The sequence below is a fragment of the Bryocella elongata genome, assembly GCF_900108185.1.
Classification (GTDB): domain Bacteria; phylum Acidobacteriota; class Terriglobia; order Terriglobales; family Acidobacteriaceae; genus Granulicella; species Granulicella elongata.
Map to the genome: position 1 here is coordinate 465,337 of NZ_FNVA01000001.1, position 22,979 is coordinate 488,315.

Consider the following 22,979-nt stretch of genomic DNA (forward strand, 5'->3'; position numbering starts at 1 on the left):
CTCTATGCGTAACTTGTCCGGCAACCAGATTCGTGAAGACTTCCTGCGTTTTTTTGAGGGCAAAGGGCACCGTCGCGTGCATTCGTCCTCCCTGGTCCCGGCCAATGATCCGACGCTGCTGTTTACCAACGCTGGCATGAACCAGTTCAAGGACGTGTTTCTGGGCGCGGAGACGCGGGCGTACAGCCGCGCGACGACCAGCCAGAAGTGCGTGCGCGCGGGCGGAAAGCACAATGATCTCGAGAACGTCGGCTTCACGCGGCGGCACCATACCTTCTTTGAGATGCTGGGGAACTTCAGCTTCGGTGACTACTTCAAGAAGGACGCGATCGCGTATGCGTGGGAGCTGCTGACCTCGCCGGACTGGTTTGGGATCGACAAGGACAAGCTGTATGTGACGATCTTTGAAGGCGATGCGAAGGTACCGCGCGACAACGAGGCTGAGGCGTTCTGGATTGCGGCGGGCGTGCCGAAGGAACGGATCTTCGGCATGGGCGCGAAGGATAACTTCTGGCAGATGGGCGATACGGGGCCTTGCGGGCCTTGCTCGGAGATTTATTATGACCTCGGCCTGGTGGCCTCGGAGAACGGTGAGGATGTGCCGTTTCCACAGGACGAGCAGCGCTACATGGAGATCTGGAACCTGGTCTTCATGCAGTTCGACCGCTCGACCGATGGGACGCTGACTCCGCTGCCGAAGCCTTCGATCGATACGGGCATGGGGCTGGAGCGGGTGTCGGCGGTGCTGCAGGGGAAGCTCTCGAACTACGAGAGCGATCTGTTTACGCCGCTGATTGCGGCGGCGGCGCGCCTTACAGGCTTTGAGGGCGGCGAGTTAGCGAGTGAGCGAGTCAGCGAGTTGGCGCTTTCGGATGAGAAGGGTGCGGCTTCGCTGCGCATCATTGCGGATCATGCGCGGTGCTCGACGTTCCTGATCTCGGATGGGGTGTTGCCGGCGAATGAGGGGCGTGGGTATGTGCTGCGCAAGATCATGCGGCGGGCGATTCGGCACGGGCGTTTGCTGGGGCAGGAGCAGCCGTTCCTCTACAAGATGGTGGAGGCGGTGCGCGATGAGATGCGCGCAGCGTATCCGGAGCTGAAGGAGTCGGCCGAGCGCGTGGCGAAGGTGGTGCTGGCGGAGGAGCAGCAGTTTGCTCGGGTGATGGCAAGAGGTTCAATCGAACTAAATGTTGCTCTTTATAACGTCATGTCCAGGGCTGTTAGTCAGGCGTACAGAGAGAAAAACAGCTTATATCGGCAAGCCTATCTTAAGTACTACATGTCACTCGATGAAATCGAAGCACCTACCTTTGAGCGCGTACTTGACGATGATTGGAAACAAGAGCAGGAACATCCTGACTTTGAACTTACGGCTGCTATGTATGCTCCGATTGCTAACTACATGCAATTAGCCCAGCTGGATGGAAAGAAGGCATTTTCGCTCTACGAAACCTATGGCCTTCCGAAAGACTTTATCTCGGACGCATCTCGAGATGCTCGCATCGACTTTGACGAAGATGGCTTTGAGGCCGCGAAGGAAGAGGAGCAGCAGCGGGCGCGGGCGTCTTGGAAGGGCGGGTCGCAGAAGACGGCGGCTCCGGTGTATCGCGAGCTGGCGCAGACCGACTTCCTGGGCTACACGGCGCTGAAGGTCGAGGGCGCGAAGGTGTTGGCGTTGGTGAAGGATGGCGTGGGTGTGCCGTCGCTGGCTCCGGGTGAGACGGGCGAGGTGGTGCTCGATACGACCAGCTTCTATGCGGACTCGGGCGGGCAGGTGGGCGATGTGGGCTGGCTGTATGCGGACAATCACGGCACGTTGGTGGCCGAGGTGAGCGGCTGCAGGAAGCCGGTGCAGGGCGTGTTCGCGCATAGTGTGACGGCGAAGGAGACCATTGCTGTCGGCGACGTGGTGGATACGGTGGTGAATGGTGAGGTGCGGTCGGCGACGATGCGCAACCATACGGCTACGCACCTGCTGCACGCTGCGTTGCGGCAGACGCTGGGCACGCATGTGAAGCAGGCGGGATCGCTGAATGATCGCTCGCGGCTGCGGTTCGACTTCTCGCACTTTGCGGGCGTGGCGGAGGAGGAGCTGCAGGAGATCGAGGACATCGTGAACGCGCAGGTGCTGGCGAACAGCAAGGTGGAGACGCTGGTGGATGTGCCGATCGATGTGGCGGTGCATGAGCTGGGCGCGATGGCGCTGTTCGGCGAGAAGTATGGCGACAAGGTGCGCGTGGTGAAGATCGGGGACTTCTCGACCGAGCTTTGCGGTGGAACGCACATCGGAGCAACGGGCGAGATTGGGCTGATCAAGCTGGTGGGCGAAGGCGCGGTTGCGAGTGGTGTGCGGCGTGTTGAAGCCGTTACGGGCACGGGTTCGCTGGGACTGTTCCGGCGCGATGCGGATGTGGCTAAAGTTGCCGCGAGCTTCATCGGCGCGGGTGATGCGTCGGCGGAGGCGCTGCGGGCTCGGGTAAATGCGCAGGAAGAAGAGATGAAGAAGCTGCGCCGCGAGCTTGACCAGATGCGTGCGAAGTCGGCCAGCGCGGCGACGGCGAATGCGGCGGAGAGCGCGATCGAGGTGAAGGGGGTGAAGGTGATCGCGCTGCGCGTGGATGCGCTGGATAAGGCGCAGATGCGCAACCTCGTGGACGAGCTGCGCGGCAAGCTGGGCTCGGGCGTGGTGGTGCTGGGTGCGGCGACCGACGAGGGCAAGGTGTCGCTGATCGCGGGCGTCACGAAGGACCTGACGGGTAAGGTGCAGGCGGGCAAGATCGTGAGCGCGCTGGCTGCGAAGGTGGGCGGCAAGGGCGGTGGGCGGCCGGATCTGGCGGAGGCTGGCGGCAGCGATGTCGCGGCGCTGGATGGGGCGCTGGCGGGTGCTGCTGAAGTGGTGGGTGGGTTGCTGGGGTAAAGGTTTGTGGTTTGCGAACCCACATCTCAAAGGCGAGATATGGGCCACCCGGCAAGCGTGAACGACAGATGGCCTCCCTGCGGAGGCCATCTGTCGTTTGCCGGCTTGTGAGTTTGCCGCTGGGCGCGCGAGCCTTTCCGGGGGACACGGGCGTGTATCGGTCTGTTGAGCGATGAGGCGAACAGGTCGCCCGCAGGGCGGGCTTGAGCTGCGAGGGAAGGCCGGTTAGTCGAGTGCGGCGAAGATCTCGGTCATATCGAGATGGATGGGCGTGTGGGGCACGTGTAAGTTCGTCGAGTCTGCGTGGTGCAGGCCTTGCGCGTCGTAGGTGTGCGCTGAGCGGCGGATGGGGTCGATGAGCCAGATGTTCTCGATGCCCATCGCGAGGTAGTCGGCGAGACGCTTTTCTACGCGCGGGATGCGGTCTTCGGGTGAGAGCACTTCGATGCAGATCAGCGGGGGCGTCTGGGTGACGCTCTCGCGGGGAGCGTCGGCGCGGAGGACGGCGATATCGGCGATGCGGACGCGTGTGGGTGTGACGCGGATGCGTTGTTCGACGACGGTGGTGATGCGCCAATCCTTCTCGTTCCGAATGAACAAGGCGCTCAATAAGCTTTGGATACGTGCGTGTTCGTATTCGCCCAAGTGACGCTCCTCGATGTCGCCGTCTACGTAATCGGCGTCGGGCTCATAGCTGGTGCGCAGGTAGGCGTCGATGGGAAGCAGGGATGGAGTGGTCGCCATGGTCGTTACCTCGCTGCAAATAGAATGCGCCTGCGGCCGGTGGGCCGCAAGCGCATTGTGGGGATGCTGTAGAGGTGCGAGGTCTTCAGGTTTTGAGGTGTGAGGTTGCGTCGCAGGGTACTGCAGAGCGACGAGGTGCCGAGCTATGAGCGACGAGGAAAGTCGTAGCGCTACTTCTTGCCGAAGACGTCTCCCATGCGGCGGATCTGGGCCCCTACGCCGCGGAGCTTTTCTTCCATGCGCTCGTAGCCGCGGTCGAGGTGGTAGACGCGGTCGAGGATGGATTCTCCGTCGGCTACGAGGGCTGCGAGTACGAGGGCAGCGCTGGCGCGGAGATCGGAGCACATGACGGCTGCGGACTGGAGCTTGTCGCCTCCGCGCACCGTGGCCGTGCGGCCGCTGACGCTGATGTTGGCTCCCATGCGATTGAGCTCCGAGACGTGCATGAAGCGGTTCTCGAAGATGTTCTCCGTGATGACGCTGGTGCCCTGGCACTGCGTGGCGAGCGCCATGAACTGCGCCTGCATGTCGGTGGGGAAGCCGGGGTACTCCTCGGTGGACATATCGGCGGCCTTGAGGGTCTGGGCGCCTTCGCTGCGGACGCGGATGGAGTCTTCACCGATCTCGAGCTTGACGCCGCATTCCTGGAGCTTGGCGATCAGTGCGCCCTGGTGGTCGGGGTTGAGGCAGTCGACCATGAGGTCGCCGCCGGTGATGGCTCCGGCGATGAGGAAGGTGCCGGCCTCGATGCGGTCGGGATTGATGCGATGGCGCGTGCCGTTGAGCTTGGCGACGCCGGTGATCTTCATTGTGGACGTCCCGGCGCCTTCGATCTTCGCGCCCATGCTGTTGAGCATGGCCGCGAGGTCTGTGACCTCGGGCTCGCGGGCGCAGTTCTCGAAGAGGGATTCGCCATCGGCCATGACGGCGGCCATCAGCAGGTCCTCGGTGCCGGTCACGGTGATCTTGTCGAAGACGATGTGCGCGGCCTTGAGGCGGCCGGAGCCGTTGCCTGGAGACCTGGCTTCGAGGTAGCCGTGCTCCTGGGTGATGGTCGCGCCCATGGCTTCGAGGCCCTTGATGTGGAGGTCGATGGGACGGCCACCGATGGCGCAGCCGCCGGGCATCGCGACGCGGGCCATGCCGGTGCGGGCGATGAGAGGGCCGAGCACGAGGGAGCTGGCGCGCATGGTCTTGACGATCTCGTACTTCGCGACGGGGTCGGAGAGCACGGCGCACTTGATAGTGGTGCGGTGCTGGGCGCGGCCGTAGCCGAGTTCGACCTCTGCGCCCATCGACTCCAGCAGCTTGCGCTCGGTCTCGATGTCGCGCACCTGCGGGATGTTTTCGAGCACGACCTCACCTTCGGTGAGGATGGCCGCAGCCATGCAGGGCAGCGCAGAGTTCTTTGCGCCGGAGACTTTTACGGTACCAAGCAGCGGATTGCCGCCGCGAACGACAAACTTGTCCATCCCCAAAGTGTAGTGGTTTGGCAAGGGGAAATGTGCGCCCCGTTGGAGGGGTGTGCCGAGGGGTGCAAGGAGGATTACGGGCGCAGGGACGGTCTATCGCGCGACCGGTTCCAGCTCCCCGGAGGGTTCGTAGCGTGGTGCGGCGTAGAGTTCGTCGCGGAGTTCGTCGAACGGGTCACCGCTCGGCCTGAGTGGCGGAGCCGTTTTTGTAGCGCTGATCTGCAGCAGGTCGCTTGCTCCCAGCGCGAAGATTCCAAGCAGCAGAAAGCATTCGGTGGGTTTCCAGGCGATGGGGGAGCAGGTCGCCACGGCGCTGAGCGTGACGAAGAGGAGGAGGCACTCGAAGCCGGTGCGGAGGGAGGTGATGCCGCGGCCAAGCACGCGCCACGCGATGATCGCCATGGGGAGGGTGATGGGAGCGACGTCGTACTCCTTGATGCGGGGGTTGAGGAGGATGATGCCGCAGAGAAGGACGGGCAGCCAGCGATGGAGCGGGAAGTCTCCGCGGAGGTAGCACCGCGAGAGCACGTAGAGGGTCAGCAACACGGCGCTGGCGTAGAGCGCGTAGACGAGCAGGCTTGCGAGCTCATACGGTTTGCCGAGGTAGAAGAGCAGGTTGCCGATGATGGAGGCAAGGCCGTCGCCGAAGTCGTGGTTGATGGAGAACTGCAGCGAGACGGCTTCAAGGTAGTGATGGAATTGCGCGGGCCAGAGTCGTGATGGCAGGAAGAAGAGCGTGAGGCCGAGGGCTCCGGTGAGGGTTGCAGCGCGCCATTGGGTCTTCGTCGTGAAGACAGGCAGCGCCAGCAAGGTGAGCATCGGCGCCTTGAAGCACGCGGCGAGCACTACCGCGAGGTAGAACGGCGACCATACGTTGCGACGCCAGCCGAGCATCGCGGTGGCGAGCATCATCGCGTAGAGGATGTAGGCGAGGTTTCCGCTGAGCTCGACGCTGGTGTAGAGCAGACCGGCGAAGAAGACTGAGGCGGGGGCGAGGTACCAGAAGAGCGTGGACTCAAACTGGTGGGGATCGGACGAGGCTCTGAAGTCGCGGAAGGATTTTTGCTCGAGACAGGTTCGCAGCAGGACGACCATGGTGATGATGTTCGCGAGGATAAAGAGCGCCCAGTAGGCGATCTTGAGCGGATGCTCCGGGATGCGTGCGAGGAGCTGCAGGAGCGGTAAGGTGATGGGCGAATAGACGTAGGTGAAGGGCGGCATCTCGTAGGGATGCGTCCTGGTGTAAGCGATGTGGGCCTTCTGTACGGCGACGCCATCGGCCCAGGGATCATGGCCGATCTGCACGGAGTGAATGGCGTTGCGGTAGACGTTCATGTCCCAGCCGGGAGCGGGGAAGTTGGTGGCTGCGACGAATACCATGCCGATGGTGGCGAGGAGCCAGCACACGACGAGGAGTGTGCGCGGCATGAGGCTGACGGTACGAGTCGTTGTCGCGTCCGAGCTCGTTTGCTTCATCGCGCCACCTCGATCATGCCTGCAGAGGAGCGTGTGTGGCCGGATCGGCGCACGGGGTTGCGCCAGGTGCACAAGCTGCTCATGGAGTAGTTCCAGAGGGAGCTGATCGTAACTCCGATGAGCCCGGCGGCGAGGTACGGAGTGTGGCTTCGGACCAGTGAAGATGCGACAAGCAGGTTTGCCCAGGCTCCGAAGGAGCACACGATCCAGAAGACCGCGAGACCTGCGCCGAGACGCTTGCCGCGCAGTCGCGCATCGCGGAAGGTGACGAGATTGTTGAGGAAGAAGTTCTCGGTCATCGCGGCGATGGTGGCGATGATTTGCGCCGTGATGAAAGGAAGATGGAAGGCATTCATGCATAGCGCGAGGCATGCAAGATGCGTGAGGATGCCAAGCGCACCGACGGCGGCGAACAAGGAGAAGCGTGGAGGCACGAGCCCATGGGTGAGCTTGCAGAGGACCAGCGTGAGGTACTCGATGCCGGTGGAGAGATCGAGTTTGCTCTCGCCATGGCGGCGCGTGCGAAAGTGGTAACCGACCTCGCCGACCCGCGCGGGCCCTGGGCTTGAGGCCAGCAGGTCGATGAGGATCTTGAAGCCGTTGCCTTGCATGTCGCGCACGGAGCTGAGGAAGAAGCTGCGATCGACGACGAAGAAGCCGCTCATGGGATCGGTGAGGGGCGTGCGACAGACGAGGCGGCTCACGGCGCGTCCGGCGCGGCTGATGAGGACACGCGCCGGCGTGAAGTCTCCCATGCTTCCGCCCGAGGCATTGCGTGTTGCCACGACGAGGTCGAGGTGTTGTTGTTGCAGCGTGGAGATCATCGCAGGCAGCGCGGCTTCATCATGCTGGAGGTCGGCGTCCATCACAGCGACGATCGGAGCTGTGGTGGAGAGGATGCCTTCCACGCAGGCCGAGGTGAGTCCACGACGGCCGATGCGGTGGATCAAACGCACGCGCGGGTTTCTGCGTGCGATGACTTCGACGGCTGCGGCGGTGCCGTCGGGAGAGTCGTCGTCGACGAAGATGACCTCCCAGTTGAAGGCTGTCAGTGTCTCTGTGAGTCCCTGAACAAGCTCTGCGACGTTGTCGCGCTCGTTGTAGGCAGGGACGATGACTGCGAACTCACGCGCTGCGGAGGATGTGGAGCCGGGCCATGGAGCGATGGTGGCGCGTGGACGCGTGGAGTGCGCTCTCCATGATGCAGATGCCAGTTGTGTCATGCCAGTTCCCCTGGAAAAAAGCCGTTGCAGATCAGGTGGTCGGCCACGTTGTGTTGCTCCGTTGCGCGTGCGGAGCGCGTGGCGAACTACCCGATTGAGACGGCCTCACACCGGATGTGAGTACCGGCGGTGCACGAACTGGGGTATGAATCTCGGAATCTGAATTGCGGCTTATGGAAGCGCGTAGGCGATGACGTCATCACCGCGCTGCTTGCCGAGCAGCGTATGTCCCCCGGCAGCCACGACAACGAACTGGATTCCATTCACGCTGTAGGACATCGGGGTGGAGAGCGCCGGGGCAGGGAGTTTCGTAGACCACAGTTCTTTGCCGTTGGTGGCATCGAAGGCGCGCAGTGTGGCATCGAGCGTAGCGGCGTCGAAGACGAGACCTGTTGCGGTGACGATGGGGCCGCCCAGGGAGAGCGTGCCGACGTGCTGGCCGCTGGCGTTGACTCCCAGGGGAACCGAAAAGGCGCGCTTGCCGGTGTTCAGATCGACGGCAGAGAGCGCAGCCCACGGGGGAGCGATGCAGGGATTGCCGTCGTGATCGAGAAGCGGTACGCGTTCGATGAGGTAGGGCGTGCCTTCCTGAGCCGAGGTCTCTGCCGAGAAATGACGGTTCGACATGTACGGGCTCCACGGGAAGATAACCGTCAGGATCGAGACGGCGGCGACTCCCATGCCGACACCGAATCCCTTCCATCCGGGCCAAAGACTGCGCCGCTTAACACAACCAAGAAGGAGGATGCCGCTTCCGTAAATGACCCAGAAGGGCCAGTCGCGGACTGTCGGTTCGATGTGGAACTTCCAGGTCACCTCAAAGCTGTTGCGATCGACGAGACGCATCTTGAATGGATAGCGATTGTTGTTTGCGTAGAGGAGGCCGGTGTTGGGATCGAATGCGGCCGAACCCCAGTTCACACCGCCGAGGCTGCCGGGATAGAGCAGCGAACCTTTCAGCGTGGGCGGCGTGTAGATGCCGTCATAGCGAAGCTCGCTGAGTTGTTTCTGGCAGAATGCGGTGTTTGCGTCGCTGCGCTTCCAGCCAGAGGTGTCAGTACTAAGGGATGGCACGGTGAGCGGGGCCAGTGAGTCGACGGACGAGATCGGCTGCGTGGGTGAAAGCTGCTCGCCGGGAGCGCCGTCCTGGGGCACGCGTGCTTCGGGCGCGGGAAAGAGGGGTCGCCCGGTACGCCGGTCAAGGACGAAGATCTGCGCCGACTTGGTGAGGACCGCGATCGCGGGCGTGACGCCGCGGAAGGTGAAGAGCAGCGGCTCAGCAGCAATGTCGTAGTCCCATAAGTTGTGGTGCACGGTCTGGAAGGCCCAGACCTTCTTACCGGTGCGGGCATCGAGAGCGACGACGGAGTCGGCGTCGCGGTTGTCGCCGGGGCGCAGGCCACCGTAGAAGTCGGGAGAAGCGCTGGAGGTGGGCAGATAGACGAGCCCCAGGGTGGGGTCGGCTGCGATTACGGACCAGGTGTTTCCGGCGCCGGTACGCGGATGCATCGACTGGGCCCAGGGTAGCGGTTCCCAGCTCCAGAGGAGCTTTCCGGTGAGGACGTCGAAGCCGCGGACGAGGCCGGATTCGATCTCGGCGGACTGGTTGTCTGCGACGGCGGAGCCGGTGACGACAACGTCTCCCAGGACGGTGGGCGGTGAGGTCATCCCATAGTCGCCATGTTCGGAGATGTGAACCCCGTCGCGCAGACTCACGGCTCCATTGGTGCCGAAGCTGGGGCACGGCTTGCCGGTGGCAGCGTCGACGGCGACGAGGCGGGCGTCGAGGGTGCCGATGAGGACGCGCGTCGCGCAAGGGTGTGTGGGGTCGGGCTCTGTGGCTGTGGCGGGCCAGAGTGCTACGCCGCGAGATGTCACCAGCTGTCCGGGATGAACGAGCTGGATCTGCGGGTCGAAGCGCCAGAGCTGCTTGCCGCTCGTGGCATCGAGCGCAATCACTTCGTCGAATGGTGTGGAGAGATAGAGCGTGTGCCCGAGCAGCACCGGGGTCGTCTCGAAGGAGGCATCGTCTCTTCCATTGCGCGCGAGATCGAGCGCGTGGGTATGGAAGTGCCACGCTTCACGCAGCTGCGACACATTCTGTGGCGTGATCTGTGACGCCGCGGTGTAGCGTTGGCCTCCGGGATCACCACCGTACGTCGGCCATTGTGATCCTGCTGGAGCTTGTCCTGAGGCTGGGGCCAACGATACAAGGAAGAGGGAGAACGAGCAGAGGAGCAGGTCGGTACGGAGCGTGCGGCAGAAAAACTTCATCTCTGTCCGTATACACGAGAGCCCTTCCGCCGTGGAGCGCGGAAGGGCTGAAGTACTGAAAAGGAACTGCTTAGGCTGCCGGGGCGCCGCCCTGGCGCTGACCCTGGCCCCACTGACCGCGTCCACGTCCCTTGTGTCGCATCTCCTTTAGCTGCTGGAGCTGGTCGGGCGTAAGGACGGTGGCGAGCTGCTGCTCGGTCGTCTGGTGGATGGCCATCATCTGCTGATGGCGGTCCTGCGGGGCGAGCTGCTGGTTCTGGAAGACGGCCTTCATCTGCTGATCGCGGGTGGCCAGGATCGGTTCGAGCTTCGAGGCCTGGTCCGGGGTCAGGTTGAGAGCCCTGGTCAGGTGAGCCACCTCGCGCTGTGGGTCGGCGCGGCGATGGTGCATGGGGGGCTGGCCCTGCTGTGGAGCCGGCGGTGCGTCCTGCTGCGCGAGCGCGGCGACGCCGCCCAGGCTGAGGAGAAGAGCTGCGGAAAGGAGAATACGCTTCATGGTTCATCACTCCCTGGCAGCGTGGGGGAGGAACTCGCTGCCTACTGTGCAGTCAAACACGCAGCGAAGCGAATGTTGCGGGCGCAGGGCTGCTGTTCTGGTCACATTGTGTAACGAGAGAGCATCGGATGGGCAACTCTCTTTCGATCTGGTACCCCTTCGGCAAGGGACTTACGCTCCGTCCGCGGGTGTGCCGCTGGGCCAGGGCTGCAGAGCCGTTGCGAGCAGCAGCGCCGCGAGCAGCACGGACGCGAGGGGGCCGGTCGGGACGACTCCGAGTGCGTGCAGCGCCGGGAGTGGAAGCATCAGCGCAAGGAGCAGCGCGAGCGCCAGCATCGCGGTGAATGACGCCCGCAGACGAGGGCCGGCGAGCGCCGCCAGGAGCAGTACCAGCGGCAGTTCCAGGTGCACCAGCGTGTACGAGAACGAGACCGGCGGCAGCGCGACCATGGCCCCTGTGAGGAAGATGAGCACGTTGAGGAATGGGAGCGTGCGCACCCGCAGGAAGATCAGGATGGCGAGCGTCGCGGCTACGAGGTAGTAGGTCGCGCGCCACGGTGCGGGGCTTTCGTGGTCCAGGTAGGCCAGGTACTTGAAGGGTGAAAAGAGGCAATGATCGAAGGCGATCTCGACCTTGCTGACGGTATCGACGTAGTGGTTCTGGAAGCGGTCGATCCCGGTGAAGAAGCCTTGCGCCGCGATGGAGAACGTTGGACCGGCGTGAGCGATCGCGAAGCCCATGGCGAGGATTGCGCTGACGACGCCGATGGCGAAGGCCGGCAGGTCGCGGCGGCGGCGAAGGAATAGGCCCAGCAGGAGGATCGGGTAGAGCTTGATGGCGAAGCCGATGCCGAAGAGGATGGCCGCGGGGATGGACCAGCCGCGCCATGCCATGAGGATGCCGGCGGCGATCAGGAGCCAGAGCAGCAGCTCGATGTTGGCGCGCTGGATGAGGAAGACGAGGGGGAAGGATGTCGCGAGCGCGAGCGGCGCCGCGAGCTTGAGGGCTCCTGCCTGGGCCAGCAGCCAGAGAGCCACGCCGGTACCTGCCAGTACTCCGATGGCAGAGAGCACGAGGTAGGTCGTAGTGGCGTCGCCGGTCTTGTAGAAGAGCTCGTAGAGGACCGCAGCCCCGGCGGGATAGGCGAAGCCGGAGTAGGCCTTCGAGGTGAAGAAGCGGGCCGTGTGATACAGCGTGAAGCGGCCCTTGTAGACCGTGATGTCCGCGTAGTTCGGGCCCGCGGGGAAGACGGTGGCGTGGGGGGCGACGAAGGCGCCGATCCACAGCAAGGCAGCCGCGACGGCAAAGGCGTAGACGAGCAGGACGACGCTGGTGGGGAGGGCTTTCGAACGCCCGGGGAACGGCATAGGGAAAGACTAAGGGGTCGCGCTGCGGAAGCCGCGTTAATCGGGCGGGTTCAGGCGGCGGGCGCGGTCTGCTGGAGAGCTTCGAGTGCGTTGAGGCTGTCGATTTTGCGGCGCACGATTGCGAGTGGGATGGCGCCGAAGAGGCCGAAGCTGGAGTCGATGAGCCGCCAGTAGATGGGGATGCCGCGCACTGGGCCTGCGGTGAAGGCGAGGACGATCACCCCGGCGCAGGCGATCAGGCCGACGTCGATCATCCAGCGATTGCGGACGGGATCGCGCCAGGGGCCGACGAAGGCGACCGCGATGACGAGATGGCCGAAGGCGAGCCAGTCAGTGCCGTAGGCGAGGAAAGGATAGCGGGAGGATGTGTCGGCGAGTGCAGTCTCGACGCGGACTAGCCAGGCATTGAGGGCGGGGAGGTGCCGGTCGAGCGAGACCGCCTGGGCAGCGCGGACGAGCCAGGAGGTCTCGTGGACGAGCGGAAAGGCGGTGACGCCGCTGAGGACGAGGCCGAGGATGAAGAGGGCGATCCAGCGGCGGGTGGAGCGGAGAACTTGCACGGCTTCCATGGCTCAGTGAGCCCAGTGGACGAGCAGGAAGAAGGCTGAGGCCAGCGTTGCCGAGGTCACGACAAGCTTGCGCCACTCGATCGCATCGCGCATCTCCGTCTGGCTCGCGTCTACCTCCTCGAAGTCTGAGGTTGGCTCATTGAGCTGCTGGAGTATAGCCGACGTTCCGGGAGCCTTGTATGGGGGGCGTGTAGGGGAGTTTAGATTCAACAGAGACATGCCGCCGACCGCCCGTCGCTCTTTCGGGATGGGGTGCCAGATGCAGCCAGCGAGAACGTTGATACCGAGAAGAGCGCCTAGGTAAAGCACCCACGAGGCGGCAATATAGATCGCCCGCGTCTGGAAGTGCAATAGCAAATGGGCTGCGCGGTCGATAACGAGCAGGCCAACGCTGAAAGCGGTAACGAAATAGGTTGGTGCGGCGCTGTTTGCCTCTGAGAAGGTTACGCGGGACGTGCTCACCATTCGCTACAGCTCCAGGCGCGAGTCCTCGATGGCCAGGCGGACGTTGCCGTCGGACTTCTGCAGGCGGCGTACGGCTTCCATCTTGTCGACGTTGGCCTTGAGCATGACGACGGCGATGGGAATCGACTTGCCCGACGACTTGATGGTGCGGATCGCTGTCTCGCGGTCGATGTTGCAGACCTTCATGAGCACACGGATGCCGCGCTCGACGAGCTTGGCGTTCTTCATGTGCACGTTGACCATCAGGTTGTCGTAGACGTAGCCGAGCCGGGTCATGGCGCCGGTGGTGATCATGTTGAGGATCATCTTCTGGGCGCTGGAGGCCTTCATGCGGGTCGAGCCGGAGACGACCTCGGGGCCAACCTCGGCACAGACGGTGATGTCGGCGACGCGGGAGAGGTCGGAGTCGGGATTGCAGGTGATGGCGGCGGTGCGGGCGCCGCGGGCGCGGGCGTACTCGGTCGCGCCGATGACGTAGGGCGTGCGGCCGGAGGCGGAGACGCCGATGATGATGTCCTTGCGGGTGGGGCGGCGCTTGGCCACGTCGCGCTGGCCGAGCTCGGGCGAGTCTTCGTTGACGTCAGAGGCGGAGGCGAGGGCCTTGGGTCCGCCGGCCATGATGTACTGCACCTGCGAGGGCGCGGTGGAAAAGGTGGGCGGGCACTCGGAGGCGTCCAGCGCCGCGATGCGGCCTGAGCTTCCGGCGCCGACGTAGATCAGCCGGCCCCCGTCGCGAAGGCAACGGGCGACGGTGTCGATCACCATGGCAATTTCAGGCAGGGCCTTTTTCACCGCTGCCGCCACCTTGGCGTCGTCCTGGTTGATGATGCGCGCGATCTCGATCGCAGATTTTGTGTCGAGACCATGGGCGGCGTCGTTCAGCTGCTCTGTCGTGAGACTCTGAAGGTCGGCCGATTTACTAGCGCCTTGTGGATCAAGAGCTGGCGGAGATGACATGGTAAGGGTAGCCATAGCCTAAATGCTGCAAGCCCATTCTAGCTCATCGAATGCAGGTAAGTTTGTTGAGAGTAGCCAGTCGGCAGGACTGGCAAAGCTGTGGAGGATCAAACGTTGACCCGATTCATGAAGCCGGCGTCGTGGTTGTTGCAGGGAGCAATCGCTTGTCTTTTTGGGGTGTCTTTCGCGGCAGTCGGTCAGACCGCTGGCGTGCAGGCAGAGGTCGAGGCGCTGGCAGCGTCGCACCAGGGCAAGGTGGGTGTGTATCTCCATCAGCTCAATACGGATAAGACGGTTGCGCTCAACGCGGATGAGCCGGTGCAGACCGCCTCGGTGATCAAGCTGGGGCTGCTTTACGAAGCGATGGTCGAGGTGCGCGAGGGCAAAGCGCGTTGGGACGAGAAGATCACCGTTCCGGCGAACTACACGGTCGGCGGCTCGGGGTTTCTGCAGTTCTTCGATACACCGATGACCCTGACGCTGAAGGACGTCCTCTCGCTGATGGTGATCGTGAGCGACAACTCGGCGACGGACCTGGCGATCGACCGGATTGGCGTGGATGCCGTCAATCAGCGCATGGGGCAGCTGGGGCTGAAGAACACGTGGCTCTACAAGCGAATCGGCAAGCCCGCAGTGGGCACGATGCCGGCAGACCAGCCGAAGTTTGGCCTGGGCAAGACGACGCCGCGCGAGATGGCGATCCTGATGGAGACGATTGGGCGCTGCGAACTGCATCCGATGGGCGCGGCGACCGCTGCCGGGGAAGAGAAGTTCGGGCCGGTGGACGAGCAGGATCGCGCGGTCTGCAAGGTGGCGCTGCACATGCTTTCGAGCCAGTTCTACAGGGACACGGTGCCGCGGTACCTCGATACGGTGGATACCAGCGAGCACGGGAGCGCGATCGCCAGTAAGACAGGTTCGCTGAACGCGGTGCGCAACGATGTAGCGATCGTTGCAGGAAAAACAGGGCCGATTGTGCTCTCGATCTTTACCCACGACAACAAGGACCAAAGCTGGACTGTGGATAACACGGCAGAGATTCTGATCGCGAAGATTGCGAAGGCGGCGGTCAGCAGCTGGTCGCCGGCGGGGATCGATGACAAGTACCTTGTGCCGGGGCTGGATCTGGAGCCAGGCGGAGCGTTCGCGGCAAAGTAGGGTGCGTGGGCGGGAGATGTGCCGAAACTGCCTGTGGATCGTCTACATTAATCGAGTAGGTTCCCCCGCCCGCGGCAGCGGTAACGGGGGATCTCCCCGCAGGGCGGGGCGAGATTTGATCCGGCCATGAACCAGAACGCGCTACAACAGGACACGATGCAGGACAGTACCGAAGGCTCCGCAGGCACAATGGCAGAACAGCCTGTCGGGGAGGAGTCGCGCGGGGATGGTGTCCACGAGGAGTCCATTCAGGACGTCGTGCGTGCTCAGTCTTCGGGCTGGCGTGCCTGGGCCCGGGACCTCGTCATCGCAGTCGCGATCTCCGTCTTCATCATCCTGTTTCTCTACCAGCCGGTGCGGGTGGAAGGCACCAGCATGCTCCCGGTGCTGGAAGACCAGGACCGGCTGTTCATCAACAAGTTTGCATACCGCTTCGACAGCATTCATCGCGGCGACGTGGTGGTGTTCCTCTATCCGAACGACCACACGAAGAGCTACATCAAGCGCGTGATCGCGCTGCCGGGCGACGATCTCCGGATCGACCACGGCAAGGTCTTCGTCAATGGTGTGATGTTGAAGGAGCCGTACGTTCCATCACGCTATGCCGACGACCGCTCGCAGCCGGAGATGACCGTGGCGCCACACGAGTATTTCGTTATGGGCGACCATCGGCTGATCTCGAGTGACAGCCGCGACTTTGGCACCGTGCCGCGGGATCTGATCTATGGCCGCGCGGCGTTTGTGTATTGGCCGGTCGACCAGGCAGGCATCGTTCGGTAGGCCGATTTTTGTGGCGGGACTGAAAGTCCCGCCCTGACAAAGCGGACGTGTGCAGAGGCTTCCTGCACACCTTGCATCGGCTATGCGTACTTCACAAGCCTGGCGAAGCTATGTGGATCGAGCGAAGCTCCTCCGACGAGAGCGCCGTCGATGTCGGGCTCAGCCATGAGTGTGCTGATGTTGTCGGGCTTAACCGAGCCGCCGTAGAGGATGCGTGTGGTGCCGGCGAGCTCGGCACCGCAGCAGGCTGCGAGTTCATCCCGGACGATCTGGTGGGCCTGCTGCGCGACGTCAGGAGTCGCGGTGCGGCCTGTGCCGATGGCCCAGATGGGCTCATACGCGAGGATGAGATGCTTCGCTTCGGCGCGCGTGACGTTGCGCAGAAGAGTGTTGACCTGCAGGCGAAGGGTCTCCTCGGTGCGGCCGGCCTCGCGCTCGGAGAGCTGCTCGCCGATGCAGACAACTGGCGTAATCCCGTGCGCGACGGCGGCTTTGAACTTGAGGTTCACCCGTTCATAGGTTTCGCCGAAGTAGAGCCGCTGTTCGGAGTGGCCGAGCAGAACGTGTCCGCAGCCGATAGCGGTGAGCATGGTGGGCGAGGTCTCACCGGTGAATGCGCCTTCGTTGAGCCAGTGCATGGTCTGCGCGCCGGCATGGACGTTGGTGCCGGCGACGGCTTGCAATGCTGAGCTCAGCGATGTGATCGAAGGAAAGAGGAAGATCTCATCGCGGGTGTGATCAGCAACGAGAGGCAGGAAGGCCTCGAGGAACGCGAGCGACTCCTGCGGGGTCTTGTACATCTTCCAGTTGCCGGCGATGACGGGCTTGCGCATTGGGTCGCGGTGCTCCAGGGGGCGGTCTGTTTCTTGGAGAGTACGGCGAGCAAAAGAGCGCTGGCAAGCCGCTGGGGGCGCTATTCGTCCGGGCAACGAGGAAGGAAGTGTGATCGAGTAGAGAGCTTGGAGCTGAGAGTTACGAGTAGGCTGTAAGCTCAGGGCTCACGGCTCCTGACTCGATCAAGTTTTCTTGCATCTCGCAGAGAGGTACGTATGCAGGATTTTCATCATCTGGACGCGTGGAAAAAGGCCCATGCATTGACGCTTCGCGTCTACGGCGAAACCCATGCGCTTCCACACGAAGAGGTCTTCGGGCTGAAAATGACGCTCCGACGCGGAGCGGTGGGCATAGCTACTTGTCTGGTTGAGGGGTGCGGGCGCGACTCTTCGATGGCGTTCGCTGCAGACTTGCAGCGAACCATCGTGAAGTGCAACGAGGTGGAATACCTCGTACTGCTTGCTCGAGACCTGAAACTCTTCGGATTGGAACTCAGCACGTCTCTCACGGATCAAGTCGTCGAGGTCCGCAAGATGACTTTCGGTCTGTTGAAGAAGCTCTGACCTACTTGTCGCTGAGTGCGGCCACTCCCGGCAGGACCTTGCCTTCGAGGAACTCGAGGGAGGCTCCGCCGCCGGTGGAGATGTGGCTGATCTTGTCCGCGACGCCGGAGTTGTGCAGCGCGGCGACTGAGTCGCCACCACCGACGATGGAGATGCAGTCCTCGTTCTTCGCGATGGCCTTGGCGACGGAGTTGGTGCCCTTGGCGAAGGGAGCGAGCTCGGCGACGCCCATGGGGCCGTTCCAGACGATGGTCACGGCATCGGCGATCTCGGCGGCGAAGAGCTTGATGGTTTCGGGACCGATGTCGAGGGCCATCCACTCTTCGGGGAAGGGACCGTCGCCGGAGAAGATCTGCGTCCTGGCATCCGCGGCGAACTTGCTGGCAAGGACGTGGTCGACCGGAAGGAGGAACTTGACCTCGCGGGCCTCGGCCTTCTCCATGGCGGCGCGGGCTACGTCGAGCTTGTCGAACTCGACGAGGCTCTTGCCGGTGGTCTGGCCCCTTGCGTTGAGGAAGGTGTAGGCCATGGCGCCGCCGATGAGCAGTGCGTCGACCTTGCCGAGCAGGGCGTTGATGACCTCGATCTTGTCCGAGACCTTGGCTCCGCCGATGATAGCGACGAAGGGGCGATTGGGGTCGCCGACTGCGCGGCCGAGGTAGTCGAGTTCCTTCTCCATCAGCAGGCCTGCTGCGGACTGCGGGACGAAGTGAGTGATGCCTTCCGTGGAGGCATGCGCGCGATGCGCGGCGCCAAAGGCGTCGTTCACGTAGACGTCGCAGAGCTTGGCGAGCTGCTTGGCGAAGGCTGAGTCGTTGGCTTCCTCTTCGGGGTGGAAGCGAAGGTTTTCGAGCAGCAGCGTCTGTCCGGGCTCGAGGTTATCGGCGAGCTCTTCGGCGATGGGGCCGACGCAGTCGGGCGAGAAGGCGACGTTCGCCTCGTCGTCGAGCACGACATCGAGCAGGCGACGCAGGCGGTCGACCACGGGGCGCAGGCTCATCGCGTCGACGCGCTTACCCTTGGGGCGCCCCAGGTGGGCGGCGAGGATGACGCGGGCCTTGCGGCGCAGCGCGTACTCGATCGTCGGCAACGTCTCGCGGATACGGGTGTCGTCGGTGATCTGGCCCTCTTTGGAGAGAGGGACATTGAAGTCGACACGAATGAGGACGCGCTTGCCCGCCAGATCGAGATCGCGGATAGAAAGTTTGTTCATTTCGAAGCAAGCATACCCGACTCGCGGCGCAGAGATGAAGACAAGGGACTTGCAGGCGTGGAAAACGGAGGCTGGGCTGAGAGGCAATCGTGTGCCTTCAGCCCGGCTCCGGCGCAGGTGCTATGCGGGGGAGGGAAGAGCTTTCTCGGGCTCCGGCAACTCGCGTCCTTCGGGGACAACAGCCTCGGCCTCGATCTCGACCGCCCACAGGGGATTCAGGAGCTTCGCTCCGACCATGGTGGCGGCTGGGCGGATGCTGCCAAAGAATTCACCGTGTGCGCGTCCTACCGCTTCCCAGTCCTCGGTCTTCGCGAGATAGATGCGGGTGCGGACGACGTCCGCGAAGGTCGCTCCAGCCTGATGCAGGGCAGCTTCGATGGTCTTCAGGATGTGGCGGGTCTGTTCGGCCGGCGCCATGTCCTCGGCGCCCACGGGACCGGTTCCGGAGACGTGCACGATGTTGCCGATGCGAACCGCGCGGGAGAAGCCGATGATGGGCTCGTAGGGTGAAGCTCCAGGGATGTTCGTACGGGTGGGAAGCTGCGAAGTGTCCATGGATTGAGATTGTAGAAGCTGGGGCACAGGTCGAGCGAAGTGCGGAGCCCGGCCGCGGGATCGCACGGCGCGCATCATGCTCGTTGATTTGGCGACGGGCCCTGATGAAGTGCTGCAGCAACTGGATCTTCCGTTATCGCTACCTCTGTCTGACCTGCCGTTCGAGTGGTAAGAGTGGTCCATCCATGAGGAAAATTCCGCTTGACCATCAGGCGGACAAACGCTTAGCTTCACTTCGCTTCGAAAACAAGATCAGGCGATGCGCCGAAGTCTGGACGAAGCACGCAATTTTCTTGGGGAGGCTGTACACAAATGGTTCTATCTTCAAACAATATGAGGCTGTTAAGGGCATTCGTAATGGCGAAGCCCGCGACAGAGGGCACGGCTGACGTCGTGCGGAATGAACGATCCCGATCGCGGGGCATGATCGCGATGGTACTTTTTGCGGTGGCGTTGCTGATGACGACAACCGCCGCACTTGCGCAGCAGATTACCGGCACGATTGCCGGAACGGTGAGCGACAGCCAGGGGGCAGTGGTACCGAGCGCCTCGGTAAAGGCCATCAATAGCGAGACGGGATTCTCGCGATCAACGGTGAGCGATTCGGCCGGCAACTACACGCTGACGTATCTGCCGGTGGGCAACTACAGCGTGGAAGTGAGCGCGGCAGGCTTCAAGAAGACGCTGCAGAAGAACATCGTGGTGAGCGTCGACACCGCGCAGGCCTACAGCCCTTCGCTGACGGTGGGTGCGGTCGATGAGACGATTACTGTCACGACGGCTCCTCCGCTGGTGAACGTTTCGTCGGAGACGCTTGGCCGGACCATCTCTCCCGATGAAATCAACAATCTTCCGCTGGTGAACCGGAATGCATACACCGAGTTGTCGTTGACGCCGGGTGTGCAATCCAACAGCGCCAGTTCGCAGAGCAACCCGAACGGCACCCCGAACTTCGTCATCGGTGTTCCTTCGACCCAGGTCATCGTGAACGGCGGCATCGACGGCGGCGTGCCGATGGTGAGCTTCTACCTGGATGGCGGCTTCAATATGACGGGTTTGCGCAACTACGGCAACGCCCTGCCGAATCCCGACGCACTTGAAGAGTTCCGCGTGGAGACGAGCAACTTTGCCGCGCAGTATGGCCGCATGTCGGGCGCGGTGGTGACGGCGGTGACCAAGTCGGGCACGAACTCCTTCCATGGATCGGCCTTTGAGTTCATCCGGAATACGGCACTGAACGATTACTCCTGGGTACCGACCGGAGCGCAGAATCCATCGACGCAGATCCGTCTCCCGTTGCATCGCAACCAGTATGGTGTGACGGTTGGCGGCCCGATCAAGCGAGATCGCGCGTTCTTCTTCTTCAGCTATGCCGGTTTGCGGCAGACCAGCGGCCAGCTGCTGACGGGCGCTATCGTACCGACAGCGCTGGAGCGCCTTGGAGACTTCACTCAATCGCCTGTGATCCCGAACAACCCGACGACGGGGACGGCCTGGACGGGCGTCAACTCTTCGTCGAACTGCACCACGGCCAAGGCTGGCTGCATACCCATCACTTCGCTGGATCCCACGGCCGCGAGCCTTACGTCCAAACTTGTGCCGTTGCCGAATACCAACGTGACAGTCGGTGGCAAGACGTACCTCGAGGGTTACACCGGTGCGTACACCACGCCGACGACGGAAGATGAGTATCTGGGTAAGTACGACCAGCAGATCGGCAGGAATGATCACCTGTTCGGGAGCTACTTCACGATCAAGTCGGTGAGCGGCGCTTACGGCGGCGGCAACATACCGTACATGGTCAACCAGTCGAACGCGCGTCAGCAGGATCTGAACATCAGCGACGTGCATACGATCGGCTCAACGAAGGCCAATCAGATTTGGCTCACGGTGACGCGCGTTGCTGGTGGCCGTATCAACCTGCCTGCGACGGACCTGAGCTCCTTCGGGTCGAGCTTCACCATCCAGGGACCGAAGGCACTGCCGCAGCTGGCGATCTCTTCCGGTTTCAGTGCAGGCGGCTCGCTTGCCGGTCCGGTGAGCAACACAAACTTCTACGGTCTGCGTGATGTCTTTACGCTGACTCTCGGCCACCATGCACTGAATGTCGGCGGTGAGTTCTCGCTGGAGAAGGACGCGGTGCAGGGTAACCTGTACAACTTCGGCGTCTTCAACTTCCAGACGTCGGGTCCGACTTCCACGAAGAACAGCGCCATGGCCGACTACATCGCTGGCCTCGTTGCTTCGATGGAGCAGGACACGCCGTACCACACGCTCACCAGCTACTTCTTCGGTGCGGGCTTCATCCAGGACGCGTGGAAGATCACACCTCGCCTGACGGCAAACCTGGGCCTGCGTTATGACATCGAGCAGGCTCCGGTGGAGTCGCAGAACCTGACGGCGGGCTTCGTTCCGGGCCAGCAGTCCACGGTGGTTCCTTCGGCTCCGCTGGGAGTTGTGTTCCCCGGGGATAAGGGCATTTCGCGTGGTATTGCGCAGACTTCGAAGGATCACCTCTCGCCACGCCTGGGTCTGGTCTACGATCCGTTCGGCAACGGCAAGACCGCGATTCGTGCCGGCGCCGGCATGTTCTTCGGCAGCGTGTCGGGTAATGAGTGGAACCAGCCTGGCAATGCGCAGCCTTTTGCTATCCGCCAGACGTTCCAGTCGATCACGTCGTTCACGAATGTCTATGGCAATGCAGCGTCGTTCCCCAATGGCGATCCGTTCCCGTACACCTACAACCCGACCTCGCCGCGGTTCCTTCCTGCTGCCGCGGTCGAGGCCATCGATCCGAAGTACAAGTGGCCGGTGGCCTACCAGGTGAACGCAGCGGTGGAGCAGCAGATGCCCTGGGGTATCAGCCTGCAGACCGCATACGTGGGCAACTTTGTCCGCCATGTGGCCGACGGTATCGATGCGAATAATCCGGTGTACGCTGCCGGTGCGTCGTCGAGCCAGACCAGCATTACTGCACGTCGCCCCTATAACGACAATGGCGCTCTGGGCCAGGTCATCCTGATTACTTCCGGCCAGACGGCGAACTACAACTCGCTGCAGGTGTCGGCGCACAAGTCCCTGACCAGCCACTTCCTCATCAATGGGTACTACGTCTGGAGCCACTCGCTGTGGAGCGCCAACTCGAGCGCGATCGGCATCTCGACCGCGCAGAATTACAGCGCGCTGAACGAGGAGCGTGGGCCTTCGGATAACGACAAGCGCAACACGTCATCCATCTCGGGTGTGTACAAGATCGACTACTACCGTGGCGACAGCCTGATGATGAAGAACCTTGCCAATGGGTGGAAGCTCTCGGCGATCTCGTTCTTCAACAGCGGCACGCCGTTCAACCTGACGACGGGCTCGGACAAGAATCTGGACGGTTATAACAACGACCGTCCGAATCTTGTGCCCGGGGTGACTCCGATCACGCTGGATAAGCACCGCAATCGCTTTGTGATTGCGAACACCGGCTGGTTCAACCAGGCGGCGTTTACTGCCAATGGTCCGGGGCTTGGCATCGGGCCGGGTGGCGCGGACGGAAACGTACCGCGTGACTTCCTGGTTGGTCCGGGCTTCAAGGACATCGACCTGGCGGTGGAGCGCGACTTCGTTCTGCCGAAGGGTATGGGCTTCGAGTTCCGCGCGGAAGCTACCAATGCCTTCAACCTGGTCAGCCTGAACAATCCGACGGGAACGCTATCGTCGGGCAATTTCGGCAAGATCACCGCGGCTGCACCGAACCGGATCTTCCAGTTCGGCGGACGCATCACCTTCTAACCTGCAAGCCATGCCGCAACAGCAAAGCCCGCGTAAGCGGGCTTTGCTGCTTAAGCGGACGATTTCTCGGGGCTTGTAGGGCAGGATATGATCGAGCCACTCAAGCTTCTCGATTTCACTGCGAATTCAACTGGG

Annotated in this window: 18 protein-coding genes; 5 read left to right on the plus strand and 13 right to left on the minus strand. The window is 62.7% G+C overall.

Annotated elements, in window-relative coordinates:
* Positions 1-4 precede the first annotated feature (4 nt).
* Positions 5-2,917 carry an alanine--tRNA ligase gene (gene alaS / locus C4S68_RS01920; protein WP_103931331.1) on the plus strand — a complete coding sequence of 971 codons (2,913 nt, stop codon included), beginning with the start codon at positions 5-7 and terminating at the stop codon, positions 2,915-2,917.
* Positions 2,918-3,142: 225 nt separating this feature from the next.
* On the opposite strand, the gene C4S68_RS01925 is transcribed toward alaS, so the two are convergent.
* From C4S68_RS01925 to murQ, 10 genes are all read right to left on the minus strand, one after another.
* Complete coding sequence (locus tag C4S68_RS01925) at positions 3,143-3,661, minus strand: Uma2 family endonuclease (RefSeq protein ID WP_103931332.1); 519 nt, start codon at positions 3,659-3,661, stop codon at positions 3,143-3,145.
* A gap of 170 nt (positions 3,662-3,831) precedes the next feature.
* Complete coding sequence (gene murA, locus C4S68_RS01930) at positions 3,832-5,133, minus strand: UDP-N-acetylglucosamine 1-carboxyvinyltransferase (protein ID WP_103931333.1); 1,302 nt, start codon at positions 5,131-5,133, stop codon at positions 3,832-3,834.
* A 93-nt stretch (positions 5,134-5,226) separates the two neighbouring features.
* On the minus strand, positions 5,227-6,609 hold the full coding sequence (locus tag C4S68_RS01935) for a glycosyltransferase 87 family protein (RefSeq protein ID WP_103931334.1): 1,383 nt from the start codon (positions 6,607-6,609) through the stop codon (positions 5,227-5,229).
* Positions 6,606-7,832, minus strand: coding sequence for a glycosyltransferase (locus tag C4S68_RS01940; RefSeq protein WP_103931335.1), 1,227 nt, complete (start codon positions 7,830-7,832; stop codon positions 6,606-6,608). Before C4S68_RS01940 ends, C4S68_RS01935 begins: the two co-directional genes overlap by 4 nt.
* A 171-nt stretch (positions 7,833-8,003) precedes the next feature.
* Positions 8,004-10,106, minus strand: a complete 2,103-nt coding sequence (locus C4S68_RS01945; protein WP_103931336.1) for a pyrroloquinoline quinone-dependent dehydrogenase — start codon at positions 10,104-10,106, stop codon at positions 8,004-8,006.
* Between the two features lie 70 nt (positions 10,107-10,176).
* Complete coding sequence (locus tag C4S68_RS01950; RefSeq protein ID WP_103931337.1) at positions 10,177-10,602, minus strand: hypothetical protein; 426 nt, start codon at positions 10,600-10,602, stop codon at positions 10,177-10,179.
* A gap of 171 nt (positions 10,603-10,773) precedes the next feature.
* The gene (locus C4S68_RS01955) at positions 10,774-11,970 is read right to left on the minus strand and encodes a glycosyltransferase 87 family protein (protein ID WP_103931338.1); all 1,197 of its coding nucleotides are present in this window, start codon (positions 11,968-11,970) and stop codon (positions 10,774-10,776) included.
* A gap of 50 nt (positions 11,971-12,020) precedes the next feature.
* Entirely contained in the window at positions 12,021-12,530 is a 510-nt protein-coding gene (locus C4S68_RS01960; RefSeq protein WP_407641091.1) for a hypothetical protein, read from the minus strand.
* A gap of 12 nt (positions 12,531-12,542) precedes the next feature.
* Positions 12,543-13,004, minus strand: a complete 462-nt coding sequence (locus tag C4S68_RS01965; RefSeq protein WP_103931340.1) for a hypothetical protein — start codon at positions 13,002-13,004, stop codon at positions 12,543-12,545.
* Positions 13,005-13,007: 3 nt separating this feature from the next.
* Positions 13,008-13,976: an N-acetylmuramic acid 6-phosphate etherase gene (gene murQ / locus C4S68_RS01970; RefSeq protein ID WP_103931341.1), complete on the minus strand. Its 969-nt coding sequence runs from the start codon at positions 13,974-13,976 to the stop codon at positions 13,008-13,010.
* A 99-nt stretch (positions 13,977-14,075) separates the two neighbouring features.
* Here murQ and C4S68_RS01975 point away from each other — a divergent pair, with 99 nt between their 5' ends.
* Complete coding sequence (locus C4S68_RS01975) at positions 14,076-15,119, plus strand: serine hydrolase (protein ID WP_235011289.1); 1,044 nt, start codon at positions 14,076-14,078, stop codon at positions 15,117-15,119.
* Between the two features lie 126 nt (positions 15,120-15,245).
* Positions 15,246-15,899, plus strand: coding sequence for a signal peptidase I (lepB, locus tag C4S68_RS01980; protein WP_235011290.1), 654 nt, complete (start codon positions 15,246-15,248; stop codon positions 15,897-15,899).
* 80 nt (positions 15,900-15,979) lie between these two features.
* Here lepB and tpiA read toward each other — a convergent pair whose 3' ends face one another.
* A complete protein-coding gene (gene tpiA / locus C4S68_RS01985; protein WP_103931343.1) occupies positions 15,980-16,732 on the minus strand; it encodes a triose-phosphate isomerase in 753 nt (250 codons plus the stop codon).
* A 216-nt stretch (positions 16,733-16,948) separates the two neighbouring features.
* Here tpiA and C4S68_RS01990 point away from each other — a divergent pair, with 216 nt between their 5' ends.
* Complete coding sequence (locus C4S68_RS01990; protein ID WP_103931344.1) at positions 16,949-17,296, plus strand: four helix bundle protein; 348 nt, start codon at positions 16,949-16,951, stop codon at positions 17,294-17,296.
* 1 nt (position 17,297) lies between these two features.
* Here C4S68_RS01990 and C4S68_RS01995 read toward each other — a convergent pair whose 3' ends face one another.
* Together C4S68_RS01995 and C4S68_RS02000 are read right to left on the minus strand one after the other, a co-directional pair.
* Positions 17,298-18,509 carry a phosphoglycerate kinase gene (locus tag C4S68_RS01995; protein WP_103931345.1) on the minus strand — a complete coding sequence of 404 codons (1,212 nt, stop codon included), beginning with the start codon at positions 18,507-18,509 and terminating at the stop codon, positions 17,298-17,300.
* 120 nt (positions 18,510-18,629) lie between these two features.
* Entirely contained in the window at positions 18,630-19,064 is a 435-nt protein-coding gene (locus tag C4S68_RS02000) for a RidA family protein (RefSeq protein WP_103931346.1), read from the minus strand.
* Between the two features lie 432 nt (positions 19,065-19,496).
* On the opposite strand from C4S68_RS02000, the gene C4S68_RS02005 reads away from it, so the two are divergent.
* Complete coding sequence (locus C4S68_RS02005) at positions 19,497-22,844, plus strand: TonB-dependent receptor (RefSeq protein ID WP_160114956.1); 3,348 nt, start codon at positions 19,497-19,499, stop codon at positions 22,842-22,844.
* The last annotated feature ends 135 nt before the right edge of the window (positions 22,845-22,979 follow it).